The 17,817-nt window shown below is 73.1% G+C and carries 18 protein-coding genes; 12 read left to right on the forward strand and 6 right to left on the reverse strand.

Features of this window, described 5'->3' with window-relative positions; translation table 11 throughout:
- Positions 1 to 39: 39 nt before the first annotated feature.
- The 6 genes from C1N91_RS01465 (at position 40) to C1N91_RS01490 (ending at position 6,334) form a co-directional block, all read left to right on the forward strand.
- Positions 40 to 1,683, forward strand: coding sequence for a glycoside hydrolase family 13 protein (locus C1N91_RS01465; protein WP_137766298.1), 1,644 nt, complete (start codon positions 40 to 42; stop codon positions 1,681 to 1,683).
- A gap of 98 nt (positions 1,684 to 1,781) precedes the next feature.
- Positions 1,782 to 3,776 (forward strand): lectin-like domain-containing protein, encoded by a 1,995-nt coding sequence (locus tag C1N91_RS01470; protein WP_137766299.1) that lies wholly within the window; start codon positions 1,782 to 1,784, stop codon positions 3,774 to 3,776.
- 197 nt (positions 3,777 to 3,973) lie between these two features.
- Entirely contained in the window at positions 3,974 to 4,615 is a 642-nt protein-coding gene (locus C1N91_RS01475) for a DUF308 domain-containing protein (protein ID WP_254678300.1), read from the forward strand.
- Positions 4,612 to 4,878: a hypothetical protein gene (locus C1N91_RS01480; protein ID WP_058727691.1), complete on the forward strand. Its 267-nt coding sequence runs from the start codon at positions 4,612 to 4,614 to the stop codon at positions 4,876 to 4,878. The genes C1N91_RS01475 and C1N91_RS01480 overlap by 4 nt, the downstream gene beginning before the upstream one ends.
- A gap of 162 nt (positions 4,879 to 5,040) precedes the next feature.
- A complete protein-coding gene (locus C1N91_RS01485) occupies positions 5,041 to 5,580 on the forward strand; it encodes an RNA polymerase sigma factor (RefSeq protein WP_137766301.1) in 540 nt (179 codons plus the stop codon).
- Positions 5,570 to 6,334 carry a hypothetical protein gene (locus tag C1N91_RS01490; RefSeq protein ID WP_137766302.1) on the forward strand — a complete coding sequence of 255 codons (765 nt, stop codon included), beginning with the start codon at positions 5,570 to 5,572 and terminating at the stop codon, positions 6,332 to 6,334. Before C1N91_RS01485 ends, C1N91_RS01490 begins: the two co-directional genes overlap by 11 nt.
- A gap of 75 nt (positions 6,335 to 6,409) precedes the next feature.
- Here the strand turns inward: C1N91_RS01490 and C1N91_RS01495 are convergent, their stop codons facing one another.
- Positions 6,410 to 7,321: a LysR family transcriptional regulator gene (locus tag C1N91_RS01495; RefSeq protein WP_175415853.1), complete on the reverse strand. Its 912-nt coding sequence runs from the start codon at positions 7,319 to 7,321 to the stop codon at positions 6,410 to 6,412.
- A 48-nt stretch (positions 7,322 to 7,369) separates the two neighbouring features.
- On the opposite strand from C1N91_RS01495, the gene C1N91_RS01500 reads away from it, so the two are divergent.
- Both C1N91_RS01500 and C1N91_RS01505 read left to right on the forward strand, forming a co-directional pair.
- The gene (locus C1N91_RS01500) at positions 7,370 to 8,638 is read left to right on the forward strand and encodes an MFS transporter (protein ID WP_137766304.1); all 1,269 of its coding nucleotides are present in this window, start codon (positions 7,370 to 7,372) and stop codon (positions 8,636 to 8,638) included.
- A 214-nt stretch (positions 8,639 to 8,852) separates the two neighbouring features.
- The gene (locus tag C1N91_RS01505) at positions 8,853 to 9,464 is read left to right on the forward strand and encodes a hypothetical protein (RefSeq protein ID WP_137766305.1); all 612 of its coding nucleotides are present in this window, start codon (positions 8,853 to 8,855) and stop codon (positions 9,462 to 9,464) included.
- A gap of 88 nt (positions 9,465 to 9,552) precedes the next feature.
- Here the strand turns inward: C1N91_RS01505 and C1N91_RS01510 are convergent, their stop codons facing one another.
- Positions 9,553 to 10,467, reverse strand: coding sequence for a cation diffusion facilitator family transporter (locus C1N91_RS01510; protein ID WP_137766306.1), 915 nt, complete (start codon positions 10,465 to 10,467; stop codon positions 9,553 to 9,555).
- 47 nt (positions 10,468 to 10,514) lie between these two features.
- Here C1N91_RS01510 and C1N91_RS01515 point away from each other — a divergent pair, with 47 nt between their 5' ends.
- Together C1N91_RS01515 and C1N91_RS01520 are read left to right on the forward strand one after the other, a co-directional pair.
- Positions 10,515 to 11,225, forward strand: coding sequence for a DUF4166 domain-containing protein (locus C1N91_RS01515; protein WP_137766307.1), 711 nt, complete (start codon positions 10,515 to 10,517; stop codon positions 11,223 to 11,225).
- A complete protein-coding gene (locus C1N91_RS01520; RefSeq protein ID WP_137766308.1) occupies positions 11,222 to 12,214 on the forward strand; it encodes an epimerase in 993 nt (330 codons plus the stop codon). The genes C1N91_RS01515 and C1N91_RS01520 overlap by 4 nt, the downstream gene beginning before the upstream one ends.
- On the opposite strand, the gene C1N91_RS01525 is transcribed toward C1N91_RS01520, so the two are convergent.
- Entirely contained in the window at positions 12,183 to 13,283 is a 1,101-nt protein-coding gene (locus tag C1N91_RS01525; protein ID WP_137766309.1) for an EamA family transporter, read from the reverse strand. The two genes, C1N91_RS01520 and C1N91_RS01525, sit on opposite strands and share 32 nt — an antisense overlap.
- Before the next feature lie 71 nt (positions 13,284 to 13,354).
- On the opposite strand from C1N91_RS01525, the gene C1N91_RS01530 reads away from it, so the two are divergent.
- Positions 13,355 to 14,269 carry a LysR family transcriptional regulator gene (locus tag C1N91_RS01530; RefSeq protein ID WP_137766310.1) on the forward strand — a complete coding sequence of 305 codons (915 nt, stop codon included), beginning with the start codon at positions 13,355 to 13,357 and terminating at the stop codon, positions 14,267 to 14,269.
- 66 nt (positions 14,270 to 14,335) lie between these two features.
- On the opposite strand, the gene purB is transcribed toward C1N91_RS01530, so the two are convergent.
- Genes purB through C1N91_RS01545 form a run of 3 tightly spaced genes read right to left on the reverse strand, consistent with a single transcriptional unit; the run spans position 14,336 to position 16,676 of the window.
- A complete protein-coding gene (purB, locus tag C1N91_RS01535) occupies positions 14,336 to 15,721 on the reverse strand; it encodes an adenylosuccinate lyase (RefSeq protein WP_137766311.1) in 1,386 nt (461 codons plus the stop codon).
- Positions 15,718 to 16,230: a low molecular weight protein-tyrosine-phosphatase gene (locus C1N91_RS01540; RefSeq protein ID WP_058727695.1), complete on the reverse strand. Its 513-nt coding sequence runs from the start codon at positions 16,228 to 16,230 to the stop codon at positions 15,718 to 15,720. Before C1N91_RS01540 ends, purB begins: the two co-directional genes overlap by 4 nt.
- Before the next feature lie 47 nt (positions 16,231 to 16,277).
- Positions 16,278 to 16,676: a phage holin family protein gene (locus C1N91_RS01545; RefSeq protein WP_137766312.1), complete on the reverse strand. Its 399-nt coding sequence runs from the start codon at positions 16,674 to 16,676 to the stop codon at positions 16,278 to 16,280.
- A gap of 50 nt (positions 16,677 to 16,726) precedes the next feature.
- Here C1N91_RS01545 and C1N91_RS01550 point away from each other — a divergent pair, with 50 nt between their 5' ends.
- The gene (locus C1N91_RS01550) at positions 16,727 to 17,806 is read left to right on the forward strand and encodes a histidinol-phosphate transaminase (protein ID WP_137766313.1); all 1,080 of its coding nucleotides are present in this window, start codon (positions 16,727 to 16,729) and stop codon (positions 17,804 to 17,806) included.
- Positions 17,807 to 17,817 lie beyond the last annotated feature (11 nt).

The following is a 17,817-nucleotide window of genomic DNA, read 5'->3' on the forward strand; positions in this document are numbered from 1 at the left end:
GCTGCATTCCCTCCGGACCGAGCTGGGTAGGTTGGCCGGGTGAGCACCCCTCGGACGCCCGCCAGCAGCCCGCGCACGACCGACCCGGACTGGTGGCGCCAGGCCGTCGTCTACCAGGTGTACCCGCGCAGCTTCGCGGACACCGACGCGGACGGCCTCGGCGACATCGCCGGCATCACCAGCCGCGTGCCGTACCTGGCGTCGCTCGGGGTCGACGCCGTGTGGCTCTCGCCCTTCTACCCGTCGCCGCTCGCCGACGGTGGGTACGACGTCGCGGACTACCGCGACGTCGACCCGCGCCTCGGCACGCTCGACGACGTCGACTCGTTCATCCGCACCGCGCACGAGCACGACATCCGCGTGATCGTCGACGTCGTGCCGAACCACACGTCCGACCAGCACGAGTGGTTCCGCCGGGCGCTGGCCGCCGAACCGGGTTCGCCCGAGCGTGCACGGTACGTGTTCCGCGACGGAGCCGGGGAGTCCGGCGAGCTGCCGCCGAGCGACTGGGTGTCGAACTTCGGCGGCAGTGCGTGGACGCGGGTGCCGGACGGGCAGTGGTACCTCCACCTGTTCGCACCGGAGCAGCCCGACCTCGACTGGTCGAACCCGGAGGTCCGCGCGGACTTCGAGCACACGCTGCGGTCGTGGTCCGACCGCGGGGTCGACGGCTTCCGGGTCGACGTCGCGCACGGGCTCGCGAAGGACCTGTCGACGCCCTACCGGCCCTCGAACGAGAAGGCCCTGCCGCTCGACGGCTCGGACCCGCTGTACGACCGCGACGAGGTGCACGAGATCTTCGCGACCTGGCGCTCCGTGCTCGACGAGTACGACCCTCCCCGTGCTGCGATCGCCGAGGCCTGGGCCCCCGCGCCCCGCCGCGTGCTCTACGCCCGTCCGACCGAGCTCGGGCAGGCGTTCAACTTCGACCTGCTCGAGGCGCCGTACGACGCCCGGGCCTTCCGGGAGATCATCGAGCGGAACCTCGCCATGTCGGCCGAGTCCGGGGCGTCCTCGACGTGGGTGCTGTCGAACCACGACGTCGTCCGGCACGCCACGCGCTACGGCCTGCCGGACGGCACGGACACCGACGCCTGGCTGCTCACCGACGGCACCGAGCCCGAGCTCGACCGGCAGCGCGGGGAACGGCGGGCGCGTGCGGCGACGCTGCTGGTCCTGGCGCTCCCGGGCTCGACGTACCTGTACCAGGGCGAGGAGCTCGGCCTGCACGAGGCCCCGGCGATCCCGCACGAGCTGCTGCAGGACCCGAAGTGGCTCCGCACCGGCCACGCCGTGAAGGGTCGGGACGGGTGCCGTGTCCCGATCCCGTGGACCCGGAGCGGTCCGTCGTTCGGTTTCGGGGACGTCGCGCCGCACCTGCCGCAGCCCGCTGACTTCGGGGACTCGTCGGTCGAGGCCGAGGACGGCGACCCCGACTCGACGCTGTCCCTCTACCGGCTGGCGACGACCACCAGACGACGGCTGCAGCGCGGCGAGGAGCTGGCGTGGCTCGACGCCGGTGACGAGGTCGTGGCGTTCGCCCGGCACGACGGATGGCGCTCGGTGTCGAACCTCGGGACGGCTCCGGTGCCGATGCCGTCCGGTCGGGTGCTGCTGGCGTCCGGACCGCTCGACGCGTGCGACGGCCTGCTGCCGGGCGAGACCACGGTGTGGCTCGGATGAGCAGCTGCATCCCTCCACATCCCCGCTCCGAGGGCTCGTTCTCCCCAGTCTCGGCCGACGGCCACTGACGAGGGCGCCCTGCTCGCGACGATCGGGGCATGACAGACACCTCGATCCCGACAACGGTCCATCCCGACTGCCGACGCGGCCGCCGACGTCGCCCGCGTGGCGCCCTCACCGGCGGTCTCGTGGCCCTGGCCGTCCTCGCGGCGCCCGCGCTCCTGCCGTCGAGCTCCTCGGCAGACGACCTCGCCTTCCCCTACGTCGACCGCTTCGACTCCGCGGCCGGCGGGACCCTGAGCGGTGATGCGCAGGTCGTGGACGGACGCCTCCGCCTCACGGACCAGACGACCGACCAGGCCGGCGCCTGGTCGACGGACGACACCTTCCGGTCGGACCTCGGACTCGACATCGAGTTCTCCTACGCCATGTACAACGACACGGGGGAGACGGGAGCGGACGGGCTGCTCCTCTTCCTGGCGGACGGCCGTGCACCGCAGGGCGTCGGTGCCTTCGGCGCAGCGCTCGGGTACGCCTGTCGAGCGGAGGCCACGCAGGGCGGCGGCCCGCCGTGCGACCTCCCCGGGGTACCGGGTGGCTTCGCAGCCGTCGCGGTCGACCACTACGGCAACTTCTCGCAGGACATCAACGGATCGGGTCCGGGGCAACGACCGGACTCGATCGTCGTGCGGGGCTCCGGCGACGGCACCACCGGGTACCGGTACGTCGAGGGGAGGCCGGCGCCGGGCGGGACCCTCACGCAGGGTCCGTCGACGCGGCGCGTCCGGATCAGCCTCGTGCCGGGGACGAGCGGGGAACTGTTCATGACCGTCCGACTCGAGGACCGAGGCGTGCTGCAGTCCGTCCTCGACCGCGTCCCGCTCCACGGCCAGGGGCAGGCACCGCTGCCGGACACGCTGCGACTGGGGTTCTCGGCGGCGACCGGCAGCCACGTCGACGTCCACGAGATCGACGAGGTCCGGGTCACCCAGCCCGTCGACCTCGGCGTCACGCAGGACCTCCCCGCTTCAGCGCAGCCGGGGCAGTCGTTCACGTACACCGTCACCGCGACCGACGCCGGTCCGAACGGGTCCGACCCCAGTGCACTGCACGTGGACGTCCCCGACGGTCTCCGTGACGTGACGTGGACCTGCGCCGCGACCGACGGCGCCACCTGCGGCGCGAGTGCCGGCACGGGTGACGTCGACGCTGCGCTCGGCCTGGTCCGTGGTGCGTCGGCGACCGTCACCGTGACGGGCACGGTCGCCGACGATGCCACCGGGTCGCTCGAGAGCACCGCGACCATCGAGCCGCCGGCGTCCCTGGCCGACGTCGACGAGTCCGACAACCGGTCCGTGGCGGCGACCCCCGTGGACGCGGCACCGCGACCCGTGGCCCAGCTGACGACCGACAAGGCGGTGTCCCCCTCGACGGGCATCGCACCGGGGGACGAGGTCGAGTACCTCGTCACGGCGAGGAACGGCGGGCCGGATGCCGCGCACGAGGTCGGCGTGGTCGACGACCTGCCGACGGCGATGCGGTTCGTCGGCTCGGACGACGACTGCTCCGCAGCGGGGCAGCACGTCACGTGCCGGTCGGACGGGGACCTGGCGGCCGGTGCGACCCGCTCGTTCCGCATCCGCGCCGTGCTCGATCCCGACTACACGGGTGACGGGTCGGACGTCGTGAACGTGGCGACCGCGACCTCCCCGACCGACCCGGACGGGGGAGACCCGTCGCCGGGGGTGTCGATCGGTGTCGTCGTGCCCGGCGACGGCGACGGCGGCGGTGGCGGTGATCACGACGGCGGCGACGACGGTGGCGACCATGACGACGGCGGCGACGACGGTGGCGACCACGACGGCACCGGGGTGGCGACGCCGACCTCATCTGCCACGGGCTCACCGGCCCCGGAGCCGTCGGCGGCGGGCGGTGGCCGGACGCCGGGGCGCGGGAACGGGTCGGGGGCCCTCGCCTACACCGGCGCCGAGGGGGTCGGGCTGCTCGCCGCCGTCGCGGCTGCTGCGCTCGGACTCGGCGTCGGCGGCTGGTGGGTCGCACGGCGCCGGCGCGTGACGGACGATGCCGACTGACGAACGGCGCCGGGTGACGAAGGGCACCGGGTGACGGACGACGCCGCCGTCGGTCGTGGGTGGTCCTGCCCCGACCGGCGGCGGCTCCGGTCCATCGGCCACGGGCCGCGCTGCGTCGGGCCGGACCGCCTCCGGTCCGACGTCCGGGGCGCCGGCAGTAGACTGGGACCACGATCCGCATGCCCGAAAGAGGTCCCGTGTCCGACTCCGTGGACGACGCCGGCCAGCGCGCGCGGTACTGGCCGATCCCCGTCCTCCGGGCCGTCCCAGCCGCGGTCGTGGCCCTCGTCATCACCTTCTCGTCCAACCACGCCGCCGGCTACGGCCTGCTGCTGTTCGGCGGGTTCGTGATCGTCGACGCCCTCGTGCTCGCGTGGGCCGCGCTCGGCCGGATGCCGTTCGACGAGCGCTCCCGTCCGACGACGCTGGCCCAGGCGGTCGTCTCCCTCGTGGCTGGCGTCGCCGCGCTCGCGACCAACGGCGTCGGACTCACCGCGTTCATCACGGTGGTCGTCGGCTGGGCCGTGCTGACCGGGGCCCTCGAACTCGCTCAGGGTGTCCGGGCGCGTGGACGGTCGCCGTTCGCCCGGGACTGGACGACGATCGGCGGACTCACCCTGCTGCTCGCGGTCGCCTTCCTGCTGACGCCGCCGGACTACTCGCAGCAGCTCGGCGGGGTCGAGCAGGTCACCGGCACACTGGACGCCGCCGTGGTCCTGGTCGGCCTCCTCGGCGCCTACCTCGCCATCGCGGCGGTCTTCCACGTGATCGCCGGACTCTCGCACAAGTGGGGCACCACGGCGCCTGCCGCAGCCCCGGACGGAGCACCACACGCATGAGCACCCCCAGCCGTCGCGACCGTCTGCGCCCCGCCGAGCTCCTCGTGATCTCGGCGGTCGTCGCGGTCTTCACCGGAGTCGTCGTGCTCTTCTCGACGCGGGAGCTCGAGCTCGCCCTGGTGTTCCTCGGGGTCGCGTTCATCGTGGTCGTCGTGATCCTCGCGATGCTGCAGCTCGCGGCCTCGAGCGACCAGGACGACAACGACATGCTCGGCGGTCACAAGGCGCCGAGCGAGCGCTCGGAGGGCGACGACTTCCACTGACACGGCGTCCGCGGCCGGCGCACGTCGTGCCGCGCGTCGCACGTCGTGCCGCGCGGTCTGCACATGCGGCACGCCGGGCGACACGCCCGACCGCATCGATCCGACCCCGTGCTGTCATGATCGCTGGCGTGGCCGACACCGCTCAGGTGAAGGGGGTGAGCGATGGACGTGACCGCGCAGACGGACGAGCAGATTGTCCGGGCGCTCGCAGCAGGTGACCGGGCTGCGCTGGCGCAGGTCTTCGATCGTCACGCCGCGACGATGACGCGGTACGTGTGGGCGATCGTCGACGACCGGCACGACGTCGAGGAGGTCGTGCAGGACGCGTTCCTCCTGCTCTGGCAGCGAGCGGAGACGCTCGACCTCCCGGCGGAGAGCCTGCTGCCCTGGCTCCTCGTCGTCTGCCGCAACCTCGCGCGGAACGCGGGCCGGAAGCGCTTGCGGCACCGCGCCGACGAGCTGCCCGAGATGCTCGCCGCCCCCGTCGAGCACTCCGACGCGGTCGAGACGCTGCGGTGGGTGCGGTCCGAGATCGCGGCCCTGCCCGAACTCGACCGACGGATCTGCGAGCTCTGCCTGCTCGAGGGACGCTCCTACGCCGAAGCGGCGGAGACCCTCGGCCTGACGGTCGGCGCGGTGACCCAGCGGGTCTCACGCAACCGACGACGACTCAAGAAGGTGGTGATGCACGATGGACACTGAGCCTCCCGTGGGCGACGAGCTGCAGCGCATGCTCGTCACGATGAAGCAGAGCGTGCTCGAGCGCGCCACCCCGCGTCCGAAGCGCCGTCGTGGGCACACCGGGATCGTCGTCGGCGTGGTCGCCCTGCTCGCGCTGGGAACCGCATCGGGTGCAGTGGCCCTCACCCTGTCGCACCAGGACCGCCCGGTGGCGGCACCGGTGCAGACGCAGGAACCCGCCCCGGCTCCGTCGGCGACCACCCGGACCTCCGCACCCATCACCGGTCGGCCGACCCCGCGCCCGGTGCCGACGGCGACCCCCACCGCGGCGGCGGTGGCGACGATCCCGACCTCCTGTCGTGCGACCGTGCCCGAGGAGGACTACGACCGCTTCTTCGGTGACACTCCGGTCCAGGGGTCCTCCTCGATGGGCGAGGGCATCGCGGGATCGGACAGCGTGGCGGCCACGGTCGCCGAACCCGGAGCTGACATCTACTGTGTCTGGCGGGATCCGCGGGCGGACGTGTCCGGGCTCGAGATGCTCATCGGAGCAGCACGCCCCGGTAGTGGCGACCGGCTGCGCTCGGGTTCGATGTCGTGTGTCGACCAGGACGGGGGCGTGCTCTGCCGGACGTCGAGGCGGGCTGACCCGTACCCGGTGGACACCGTCACGACCCTGTTCGTGCGCGACGGCACCTACGTGGCCATCACGCAGACCAACTTCCCGACCAACGGCCTGCTCGACGCGGTCGTCGGGGAGATCTGGGGGGACTGACGGCCGGGAGGCGCGGGGCGGATCCGCATCGCGCCTCCCGTCCGCCGGTGGGTCGGGTCCTGCGCCCTCCCGCCCTCACGGCATGCGGGCCGCGACGACGTCGCGGGCCAGCGCCCGGGTCGCGCGGTTCGGTTCCGGGGTCGACCGCATCGCCAGGCCGATGCGCAGGGGCTCGACCTCGTCCTCCAACTCCAGGACGGCACCGTCGTACCGGACACCCGGGTCGGGGACGACACCGACGCCGAGCCCGGCGGACGCGAACCGCACGACGGCGGGCATGTCGTTCATCTCCGCGACGATCCGACGACGGAGCCCGAGACGCTCGAGTGCGGCGTCGAGGATCAGGCGGTTGCCGAACCCGTGCGCGGTGTCGACGAACGGCTCGCCGGCGAGCTCGGCCAGCGACACCGACGGACGGGTCGCGAGCGGGTGGTCCGTGGCGGTGAACACGCGGAAGGGCAGCTCGCGCAACGGCTCGACCACGACCCCCGGCGGCACCGACGGCAGGCCCGTGTACGCCAGGTCGAGCCGCCCCGCGACCAGGTCCTGCACCAGGCCCGTCGTGCCCGAGGGCGAGGTCATCAGCTCGACCGCCACGAGGGGGTGCCGTCGCCGGAAGCGCCGCAGCACCCCGGTCAGGTCCACGACGTCCATGCTCGTGAAGATGCCGAGGCGCACCCGGCCGCGCAGGTAGGCGTCGTCGACCGTCGCGAGGTCCCGCATCCGCTCCAGGGAGTCGAGCACGGACCGGGCGTGGGGGAGCAGGTCCTCGCCGGCGGTGGTGAGCACGAGCCGACGGCTCGTGCGGTCGAACAGGCGCACGCCGAGCGAACGTTCGAGGGACGCGATACCCGCCGAGACGGTCGACTGCGCCGCCCAGAGCCGCTCCGCAGCGCGGGTCACGCTGCCCTCGGCTGCGACGGTCACGAACTGTTCCAGCAGGCGCGTCTCCACGCGTCGAGTATCGATCGGATCGATGTCGGTCATCAAGAGCATCCGTTGGACTCGATGATCTGCGGGGAGCACGATCGGAGCATGACCTCGACCACCGATGCCGCTCCGGCCCCGACCACCGACTCCGGTCTCGTCCCCGCCCCGCGCGGGCGTCACCCGCACTCCCGCCGGCGGCACGGGTTCGGCTTCTGGGCGGTCGCATTCGCGTTCCTGTCGGTGATGGCCTTCGCCACCGTGCCGGCGCCGCTCTACGTGATCTACCAGGCACGCGACGGGTTCCCGACCTTCACCACGACGGTCGTCTTCGCCGCCTACGGAGTGGGCGTCGTCGCCTCGCTCTTCCTGGCGGGACACCTCAGCGACGTGCACGGGCGACGTCCGCTGATCCTGGTGTCCGTCGCGCTCGAACTCGTCGCGGCCGTGCTCTTCCTGCTCTGGTCGGACGTCGCCGGGCTCGTCGTCGCGCGGTTCGTGACGGGGCTCGGTGTCGGGCTCCTCACCGCGACGGCGACCGCGCACCTCGGTGAACTGCGGGTCCGGGCGACCGGCTCGTCCGCCTCCGCACAGGGGGCGAGCGTCGCGGCCGGCGCTGTGAACCTCGGCGGCCTGTCGCTCGGTGCGCTCGTCGGCGGAGCGCTCGCCGAGTTCGTCGGGCAACCGCTCGTGGTGCCGTACGTGGTGTTCGTCGTCGCCCTGGTCGTGGCGTTCGCGGTGGTCCTCGCCGCGCCGGAGACCGTCGACCGTCCCGAGCGACCGGTGCCGTACCGGCCGCAACGGATGGCCGCTCCCGAGGGACAGGCGGGGGTGTTCTGGGCTGCCGGGACGGCTGCCTTCGCGGCCCTGGCCGTGCAGGGGCTCTTCACCTCGGTGGCGCCGACGTTCCTCGGCACCACGTTCCACGTCACCGACCGGCTCGCCGCCGGCGCCACGACCTTCGGGGTCTTCGCCGCGAGCGCGGTGTCGCAGATCGTCTTCGCGAAGCTGTCCCAGCGTCGACAGATCCGGCTCGGCCTGGTGCTGCTCGTCGGGGGGCTCGTGGTGCTCGCGGTCGCCGCGGTCCTCCTGCAGGTCGCCGGGTTCATCGGTGGCGGGGTCGTGGCCGGCGCCGGGGTCGGGCTGCTCTTCCGCGCATCGATCGCCCGCGCGGGGTCGCTCGTCGGGCCGGAGCAGCGCGGCGGGGTGCTCGCGGCGACGTTCCTCATCGCGTACGCCGGGTTGACCGTGCCCGTCGTGGCGGTCGGGGCGGCGCTCCTCGTCGTGCCGACGCTCCCGGTGCTGCTCGGGTACGTGCTCTTCGTCGTCGTGCTCGCCCTGGTCGCCGGTCTGCGCCTGGCCGCGCGCGCCGAGTAGCGCGGGCCCCCGGCCGTCCCCGGCGCCCCCCGGCCACCGCGGGTCTCCGCGCCGGGTCTGCGCGCCGAGATCGAACCACGAACGCGACGTCGAACCAACGGGACGGCCTGGTTCGATGTCGGCTCCGTGGTTCGATGCCGGACGCACGGACGTCGGCGCTGCTCGGGCCTCGGAACGGGACGACGACCCGAGCCCGCCCGGCATACTGGGGCGCATGTCCCAGCAGCGCCGACGTCCGGCCGTCACCGTCGTCGCCGCGGTCATCGCGGCCGGCCTGGTCGCCGGCGGCTTCGCCCTGACGGCGCAGCGGAACGGCGAGGACCCGGTCCTCGGCGGTGGAGCGGCCTCGGTCACCCCCAGCGCGACCGCCGCCGACGGGACGTCCCGTGACGGAACGGTGACGATCGAGCGGACGGGTCCGGACCTGCCCGGCAGCGACGTGCTCGACCGCTGCGACACCGACAGCCGTGCGGTCGTCGCTCGCTACGAGACGGCGGCCCTCGGACGGGTCGAGCTGCAGTGCGGCACGTCCGGCCAGGGCTACGAGCACATCCGCGTCCGGCACACCGCCGACTGGCAGGACGTCGTCCGCGGCCACGGCTCGCGGGACTGGGACGACGCGATGCTCACCGCCGTCCGGTCCGTGCTCGAGTCGCCGCCCGCCGGGTACCCGCAGGACGCCGGGGACGGCAAGGTCTGCTACGCCGCGCCCGTCCGCTTCGACGACGGATCGCGCCCCTCGGCGGAGCCGAACGTGCGGGTCATCGTGTCGGAGACGACGGACCGGGTGATCACGGCGTTCCCGACCGACGACGGCGGCTGCTGACCGGACCAGGCCGGACCCGACCGCGGCGCACCGGGGCCGGCACCGGCCCGGCCCCGCCGCACCGCACTCCGCCGCGCGCGGACCGTCGCTACGCGTGCACCTCGTGCTCGTGCCGCTGGTGCGACGCGGGCTCGAGCTGGAAGGTCGAGTGCTCGACCGGCACGTCGAAGTGCTCCGCGACGCACTGCTGCAGCGCGTCGAGGATCCGTGGTGCGTGGGCGGTCGAGAAGCAGTGGTCGTCCACCACGACGTGCGCCGTCAGGTTCGGCACGCCGGTCGCGACGAGCGTCGCGTGCAGGTCGTGCACGGCGATGACGTGGTCGAGCTCGAGGATGTGCGCCCGCACGTCGTCGAGGTCGAGCCCGGGCGGGGTCGACTCGAGCAGCACGTTCGCCGTCTCGCGCAGCAGCCGGACCGCGCGCGGCAGGATCAGCAGGCCGATCAGGATCGCGGCGATCGAGTCGGCGCGCTCCCACCCGGTGAGCGCGAGCACGACGGCGGCGGCGATGACCGCGACGGACCCGAGGGTGTCGTTGAGCACCTCGAGTCGCGCCGCCCGTGAGGTGAAGCCCTCGCCCGACGCACGGGCGAGCACCCCGTAGGCGACGAGGTTCCCGACGAGCCCGATCATACCGAACACCAGCAGCGGGCCGGCGTGGATCTCGGCGGGGACGAACAGTCGCTGGATCGCGGAGACGACGACGAAGACGCCGACGGCGAGCAGGATGGCGGCCTGCGCCGTGGCACCGAGCACCTCGGCGCGTTGGTACCCCCACGTCCGCTGCGCGGTGGGCGAGCGGCGCGCGAGTCGGGTGGCGACCAGGCCGATGCCGAGACCCCCGGTGTCGACGACCATGTGGCCCGCGTCGACGAGCAGTGCGAGGGAGCCGGTGACGACCGCGCCGACGACCTCGGCGAGCAGGATGCCGGCCGAGATGCAGAACGCGACGAGCAGCGCGCGCTCCGAGGCGACGGCGTGCCCGTGCGCGTGGTCGTGTCCCATGCCTCGATCGTAGGGAACGAGGCCGACACCGTGCCAGGATCGGCAGCGTGACCCGGTCGCCGTACGAGCTGACGACACCGCCGGACGTCCTCGCCCGGCTGCACCCGCGCCTGCGCACCTACTTCGGCCCCGTCCCGCCCGGACACGTCGGTCGCGGCGAGGGCGTCTTCAGCGTGGTCGGAACGCCCCGTCGCTGGCTGTGGCCGCTCCTCGCGGTGTTCGCGCGGGACGCCGTGATGTTCCCCGTGTGGGAGCGGGACGTGCCCTTCACGGTCGAGAACCGTCCGACGCGCGTCGGTCACGGCGCTGTGGACGGCCGGGAGGCGGGGAGTGTCGCCGTCCGCGCGCACCGCACCTTCCGGTTCCGGTCCGGACACCGCACGATGGTGGACGCGATCACCGCCGAGCCGCACGGGCTCGTCGACCACCTCGGTCGCCGTGGGCGCGTCAGCGCCCTGCTCAGGGCGGCGGTCGACGCGGTCGGGCCGGACGCGGGCGCCCTGCGCCTGGTCTCCACGCGCGTGACGGTGCGCGCGCTGGGACGTGCGTGGAGCCTCCCGGCCGTCGTCACCCCGCGTGTGACGCTCCTGGAACGATTCGATGACGATGCCGACGTGCAGCGCGTGTCCCTGCGCCTCTCGGCGCCCCTGGTCGGCACGCTGTACCGGTACGAGGGCTCCTTCCGCTACCGGATCGAGCCGGACACGGGACGGGCCGGACACCGGACGGACCTGACAGCACGACGGGGGAGACGATGAGCGACGAGACGACCGGCGCGCCCAGGGGCCGCGCCGTGATCGCGGGGGCGGGCGGCTTCGTCGGACAGTACCTGCAGCGCGCCTTCCGCGACGAGGGGTACGAGGTCGTGACGGTCGGCCGCACCGGGGACGCGGTGTGGGGGAACACCCTGCGCATCCGCGAGCTCGTCGACGGCGCCGCGATCGTCGTGAACATGGCGGGCAAGAGCGTGAACTGCCGGTACGGGCGGCGGAACCGGGCGGAGATCATGCGCTCCCGGGTGGACACCACGCTCGAGCTGGCCGAGGCGATCCGCACCGCCGAGCACCCGCCGCCGCTGTGGCTGAACGCCTCCACCGCGACGATCTACCGGCACGCCGACGACCGCCCGCAGGACGAGGCCACCGGCGAGCTCGGCGAGGGGTTCTCGGTCTCGGTCGCGCGGGCGTGGGAGGACGCCCTGTTCAGCGCCGACCTGCCGCAGACCCGCCGGGTCGCCCTGCGGATGGCGATCGTGTTCGGCGACGGCAGCGCGCTCGTGCCGCTGCTCGGGCTGGCACGAGCCGGTCTCGGCGGACCGCAGTTCGACGGGCCGTGGTTCCCGACGCGGGCACGGCTCCGGGCGGGGACGTACCACCACGACCGGCACACGCGCGGTCGACAGCGGTTCAGCTGGGTGCACATCGCCGACGTCCTCGGGGTGATCCGCTTCGTGCGCGACCACGAGGAGATCGAGGGCCCGGTGAACGTCTCGAGCCCGGAGCCGTCCGACAACCGGACCGTGATGGCGACCATCCGCGACGCGGTCGGCCGGCGAGTCGGCCTGCCGACGTGGCGGTGGATGCTCGAGATCGGCTCGTTCGCGATCCGGACCGAGACCGAGCTCGTGCTGAAGAGCCGGTGGGTGGTGCCGACGCGACTGCTCGAGGCCGGCTACGAGTTCCGCCACCCGGACCTGCGCAGTGCCCTCGCCGGCATCATCGCCGAGCGCCGGCAGCACCGGGGCTGACGGGCTCGGGTGCGGGCGCGGGGGCTGCGCTGGCGGCGTCCCGGGACGCGGCAGCGCCCTCCTCGCGACGAGACGCCGGCGTCTGCGCGAGACGGTCCGACATCGCCGGGACGGTCCCGGATCCGGCGGCGTCCCGCTGCGCCGGCGGCGTCTCGACGAACGCGGACGCGGGCGCCGGCGGCGTCTCGACGACGGCGGGCAGCACCCGACGCGTCCGCGACGACCACAGCACCGCGACCACGACCACCGCGCCGGCCACGACCTCGACCACGTCGGGGACCTCGCCGAACGCCGCCCACGAGGCGAGCACCCCGATCACGGGCACGAGCATCGAGAACGGTGCGACGGTGCTCGACGGGTACTTCCCCATCAGCCGCGACCAGATCCCGTAGCCGACCAGGCTCCCCGCCACGACGATGTACAGCAGGCCGAGGTCGGCCGGCAGCGCCGACGCCGTGAACGCCGTGCCGAACGCCTGCCCGACCCGCGCCGGCCCCTCGACGAGCAGCGACAGCGCGAACATCGGCACCGGCGGCACGACCGCCCACCACAGGGTCAGGTGGAGCGGGTTGACCGGGCCGGTCCGCCGCGTCGCGACGTTGCCGAGTGCCCAACCGAGGGCACCGCAGAGCACGAGCACCACCGGCAGCAGCGCCGCGGTCTGCGCCCGGTGCACCGCGATGACGCCGAGTGCGGCCACGGCGACGGACACCCCGACGACCTGGCGTGCGGTGAGCCGCTCGCGCAGCAGCACCCCGGCCAGCACGACCGTGAACGGGGCCGACGCCTGGATCACCAGCGACGCGAGGCCCGTCGGCATCCCCGCGGCCATCCCGAGGTACAGGAACGCGAACTGCAGCACGCCGAGGGTCGAACCGACGAGCACGATCCACCGGAACGGGACCTTCGGTCGCGGCACGAACAGGATCGTCGGCAGGGCGAGCAGCGTGAACCGCACGGCGGCGAGCAGGAACGGCGGCCAGTGGTCGAGGGCGATCGCGGTCGCCGGGAAGTTCAGCCCCCACGCCACGGCGACGACGAGGGCGAGGATGCGGTCGCGGAAGAGCACGGTCCGATCGTCCCGCACCGGACGCAGTAGCACCAGCGCACGGTTCGACAGGATCGTTGTAGGGTCCCTGCATGGTCGGCTTCGACATCGCCCTGCTGCCGGTCCTTCGCGAGCTCGCCGAGCGGGGGAGCGTGACCGCGGTCGCCGCCGCCACGCACCGCACGCCGAGCGCCGTGTCGCAGCAGCTCCGCACCCTGCAGCGCCAGGCGGGGGTACCGCTGGTCGAGCGGGCCGGACGCGGTGTGCGGCTCACCGCCGACGGGCGCGCGCTCGCCGGGATGGCCGCCGGGGTCGCCACGGCGCTCGCGTCGGTGGATTCGGCATGGTCCGAGCACCTGACCGGGGTGGGCGGGACGGTGGACCTGGCGGTGTTCCCCTCGGCGGCCGAGCTGCTCCTGCCGGGGCTCCTCACCCGGATGCGGGCGTACCCGGGCATCGTCCTCGAGCTCTCCGACGTCGACGTGAGCGAGGGGGAGTTCGCTCCGCTCACCGCCGACCACGACGTCGTGATCGGCCACCGCCCGGATGGCGCCCGACGTGCGGACGGCGCCGCCGTCGAGACGGTCGCCCTGCTCCGGGAACCGCTCGACGTCGCCCTGCCGCTCGACCACCCGCTCGCCGACCGGGAGCGCGTCGGCATCGGTGACGTCGTCGACGAGACCTGGATCGGTGTGCCCGAGGACTACCCGATCGACCGCGTGCTCACCGCGCTGGCGGCTGCGTCCGACACCCCGCCGTCGGTCGCGTTCCGCACGATCCACCTGCCGGTCATCGAGAACCTGGTGGCGGCCGGACACGGGATCGCGCTGGTGCCGCGGTACACGTCGGGGACGCGTGCGGCCGGGCGCTTCCGGCTCGCGACGCTCGCCGACGTGCGGGCCGGGCGACGGATCGAGGCGCTCGCCCGACCGGACCGTGCGGTCCGACCCGCGGTCCGCACCGTCCTGGAGGCACTGGTCGCCGAAGCGCACGCCGTCACCACCTGAGGTGGTGACGTGCGCGGCGGGGCCGCCCCGCGCCTCCCGTCCGCCCCGTCTCCGTCTTGCTGAGGGCTACACGTCAAGGCGGTCGACGAGCTCGTCGGCCAGCCCCGTGTAGGTGCCCGGCGTCAGGTTCGTCAGGCGAGCCTTGGCGCCGGACGAGATGTCGAGCCCGTTCACGAACGCGACGAGCTCGTCCTGACCGATGCGCTTGCCGCGCGTGAGCTCCTTGAGCATCGCGTACGGGTCCTCGATGTTCGACTGCCCGGCGGTGACCTCGGAGCGGATGACCGTCTGGATCGCCTCGCCGAGCACCTCCCAGTTGCCGTCGAGGTCCTCGGCGAGCCGGCCCTCGTTGACCGCGATCTCGCCCAGCCCGCGACGCAGGTTGTCGAGCGCGAGCAGCGAGTGCCCGAACGCGACGCCGATGTTCCGCTGCGTCGTGGAGTCGGTCAGGTCGCGCTGCAGGCGGCTCGTCACGAGGGTCTCGGACAGCGTCGAGAACAGCGCCGACGAGATCTCGAGGTTCGCCTCGGCGTTCTCGAAACGGATCGGGTTGATCTTGTGCGGCATCGTCGACGACCCCGTGGCGCCCGCCACCGGGATCTGCGTGAAGTACCCCATCGAGATGTAGGTCCACACGTCGGTCGCCAGGTTGTGCAGGATCCGGTTCGCGTGGCGAACCCGGTCGTACAGCTCGGCCTGCCAGTCGTGCGACTCGATCTGCGTCGTCAGCGGGTTCCACGTCAGGCCGAGGCCCTCGACGAACTCCTTCGACAGTGCGGGCCAGTCGGCCTCGGGGTCGGCGGCGAGGTGTGCCGAGAAGGTGCCCGTCGCGCCGGAGAACTTGCCGAGGTACTCGCCGTGCTCGATCTGGGTCAGGACGCGCTCGAGGCGGTAGACGACCACCGCGAGCTCCTTGCCCAGGGTCGTCGGCGTCGCGGGCTGGCCGTGCGTGTGCGAGAGCATCGGCACGGCGCGCAGCTGCTCCGCCATCGTGCGGAGCGTCGCCAGGACGGCGCGGTAGGCGGGCAGCCAGACCTGGTCGACGGTGTCGCGGACGGTCAGCGCGTACGACAGGTTGTTGACGTCCTCGCTGGTGCACGCGAAGTGCGTCAGCTCGGCGATGGCGTCGAGTCCGAGTGCGGACAGCCGGCGGCGGACGAAGTACTCGACGGCCTTGACGTCGTGCCGCGTCGTGGCCTCGATCTCGGCGAGCTCCGCGATCTCGTCGTGGCCGAACGTCTCGACGACCCGGCGCAGCGCGGCCTTGTCGTCGATGCTCAGCGGCGAGGTGGTGAACATCGCGTGGTCGGTCAGGAAGATGAGCCACTCGACCTCGACCACGATGCGTGCGCGGTTGAGGCCGGCCTCGGAGAGGTGCTCGCCCACCGTGTGCACGACCGGGTAGTACCGCCCGTCGAGCGGGCTGATCGGCTGCGGGGGAAGGGGGGTCATGGGGCTCCCTGACGGACTGCCGGTTCGAGTTGGCGGAAGAGCGCCCGGCAGGCCCGCTCGACGGTCGAGAGCACTCGGTCGAACTCGTGCCGGTCCGCGTAGTACGGGTCCGGTACGTCGGTCTGCTGGGGCCAGGCGTCGTCGTACCGCAGCAGGAGCGTCACCTTGGCGGCGTCGTCCATCGTCGGTGCCCACGAGCGCAGGACGCGTTCGTGGGAGCGGTCGAGTGCGACCACCAGGTCGAGGTCCGGGAACCGGTCCGGGTCGAACTGGCGGGCGCGATGCCTGCTGCCATCGTATCCGCGCGCTGCGAGCGCCGCGATCGTCCGCTCGTCCGCGGGCTCGCCGACGTGCCAGTCGCCGGTGCCGGCGGACTCGACGACGAAGCGGTCGGCCATGCCGGCGTCCGCGGCGATCTGCGCGAAGACGATGCCGGCCATGGGGGAGCGGCAGATGTTGCCGCTGCAGACGAACGAGACGCGGAACGGGGCGTCGGCGTCCGGGCTCATGTGCACATCATGGCGCACCGACGTGACGTCCGCGACGGCGGACCGGCTCACGGACGCTGGCGGTTCAGCGCCGGGCGCACGAAGAGCCCGATCAGCCACGAGAACACGGCGAGCACGAAGGCGCCGACGATGCCCCAGCCGAAGGACTCGACCTGCAGCCCGAAGCCGATCGCGTCCGAGATGCCGGCGACGATGAGCAGCAGCACCGCGTTCACGACCAGCGAGATCAGTCCGAGCGTCAAGACGTACAGCGGGAACGCGACGATCCGGATGATCGTGCCGATGACGGCGTTCACGAGCCCGAACACGAACGCCACGAGCAGGAACGTGAGCACGACGGCGGTGGTGTCCCCGTCACCGAAGGGGGTGACGGTGACACCGCTCACGATGAGCGTGGTGAGCCAGAGCGCGACGGCGTTGACGACGAGGCGGACGAGGAATCGCATGCCGCCATGATGCCCGTCGTACCCCGGACGGGTCCCGGTAGCCTGTCCGCGTGACTGACGAGCGCGTGCACATCCGGCCCGAGGTGGCCGTCCTCCCCGCGTACAAGCAGGGTCGCCAGGCCGCGCCCGACGCCTTCAAGCTGTCGAGCAACGAGAACCCGTTCCCGCCGCTGCCCGGCGTCGTCGAGGCCGTGCAGGCGCAGACCGCGTACAACCGCTACCCGGACGCCACCGCCCTGGCCGTGCGGGCCGTGCTCGCGAACCGCGCCGGGCTGACGGTGGACGAGGTCCACGTCGCGCCCGGCAGCGTCGCGATCCTGCACGAGCTGGCGAAGGCGACGAGCGGCCCCGGCGACGAGATCGTCTACGCCTGGCGCTCCTTCGAGGCGTACCCGGGAGTCGTCACCGTCGCGGGTGCCACGAGCGTGCAGGTGCCGAACCGGCCCGACGGCGGGCACGACCTCGACGCCATGGCCGACGCGGTCACCGAGCGCACCCGCATGGTGATCGTCTGCTCGCCGAACAACCCCACCGGCCCGGTCGTCACCGCGGCGGAGTTCGACGCCTTCATGGCCCGGGTGCCCGCCACCGTGCTCGTGGTGCTCGACGAGGCCTACGCCGAGTTCGTCACCGAGCCCACCGCGGTCCGCGGGACGCCGCTGCTCGAGCGCTACCCGAACCTCGTCGTCCTCCGCACGTTCTCCAAGGCGTACGGACTCGCGGGCCTCCGTGTCGGCTACGCGTTCGGTCCGGCGTACGTGCTCGACGCCGTCCGTGCCTGCGCGATCCCGCTGTCGGTCACGGCGCAGGGCCAGGCGGCCGCCCTCGCGAGCCTCGAGCGCGAGACCGAGCTGCTCGAGCGCGTCGCCGAGCTCGCCGCGAGCCGCGACCGCATCGTCGCTGCGCTGCGCGGCCAGGGCTGGGACGTGCCGGACGCACAGGGCAACTTCGTCTGGCTGGCGACCGGTGCGCTGACGGCCCACGCGGCCGAGCGCTTCGAGGCCGCCGGCATCATCGTGCGGGCCTTCGGGAACGAGGGGATCCGGGTGTCGATCGGCGAGCACGAGGCTGTGGAAACGCTCCTCGAAACGGCGGGGTCGCTTGTGGAGGACCTCCAGGCGGCCCGGTAGGCCCTGGCGTT

This window comes from Curtobacterium sp. SGAir0471, assembly GCF_005490985.1.
GTDB lineage: Bacteria > Actinomycetota > Actinomycetes > Actinomycetales > Microbacteriaceae > Curtobacterium.

Coding starts and splice junctions, on each gene's coding strand:
- C1N91_RS01470 (WP_137766299.1), top strand. CDS start 1,782: ATGACAGACACCTCGATCCCGACAACGGTCCATCCCGACTGCCGACGC.
- C1N91_RS01480 (WP_058727691.1), top strand. CDS start 4,612: ATGAGCACCCCCAGCCGTCGCGACCGTCTGCGCCCCGCCGAGCTCCTC.
- C1N91_RS01485 (WP_137766301.1), top strand. CDS start 5,041: ATGGACGTGACCGCGCAGACGGACGAGCAGATTGTCCGGGCGCTCGCA.
- C1N91_RS01490 (WP_137766302.1), top strand. CDS start 5,570: ATGGACACTGAGCCTCCCGTGGGCGACGAGCTGCAGCGCATGCTCGTC.
- C1N91_RS01495 (WP_175415853.1), bottom strand. CDS start 7,321: ATGACCGACATCGATCCGATCGATACTCGACGCGTGGAGACGCGCCTG.
- C1N91_RS01500 (WP_137766304.1), top strand. CDS start 7,370: ATGACCTCGACCACCGATGCCGCTCCGGCCCCGACCACCGACTCCGGT.
- C1N91_RS01505 (WP_137766305.1), top strand. CDS start 8,853: ATGTCCCAGCAGCGCCGACGTCCGGCCGTCACCGTCGTCGCCGCGGTC.
- C1N91_RS01510 (WP_137766306.1), bottom strand. CDS start 10,467: ATGGGACACGACCACGCGCACGGGCACGCCGTCGCCTCGGAGCGCGCG.
- C1N91_RS01520 (WP_137766308.1), top strand. CDS start 11,222: ATGAGCGACGAGACGACCGGCGCGCCCAGGGGCCGCGCCGTGATCGCG.
- C1N91_RS01530 (WP_137766310.1), top strand. CDS start 13,355: ATGGTCGGCTTCGACATCGCCCTGCTGCCGGTCCTTCGCGAGCTCGCC.
- purB (WP_137766311.1), bottom strand. CDS start 15,721: ATGACCCCCCTTCCCCCGCAGCCGATCAGCCCGCTCGACGGGCGGTAC.
- C1N91_RS01540 (WP_058727695.1), bottom strand. CDS start 16,230: ATGAGCCCGGACGCCGACGCCCCGTTCCGCGTCTCGTTCGTCTGCAGC.
- C1N91_RS01545 (WP_137766312.1), bottom strand. CDS start 16,676: ATGCGATTCCTCGTCCGCCTCGTCGTCAACGCCGTCGCGCTCTGGCTC.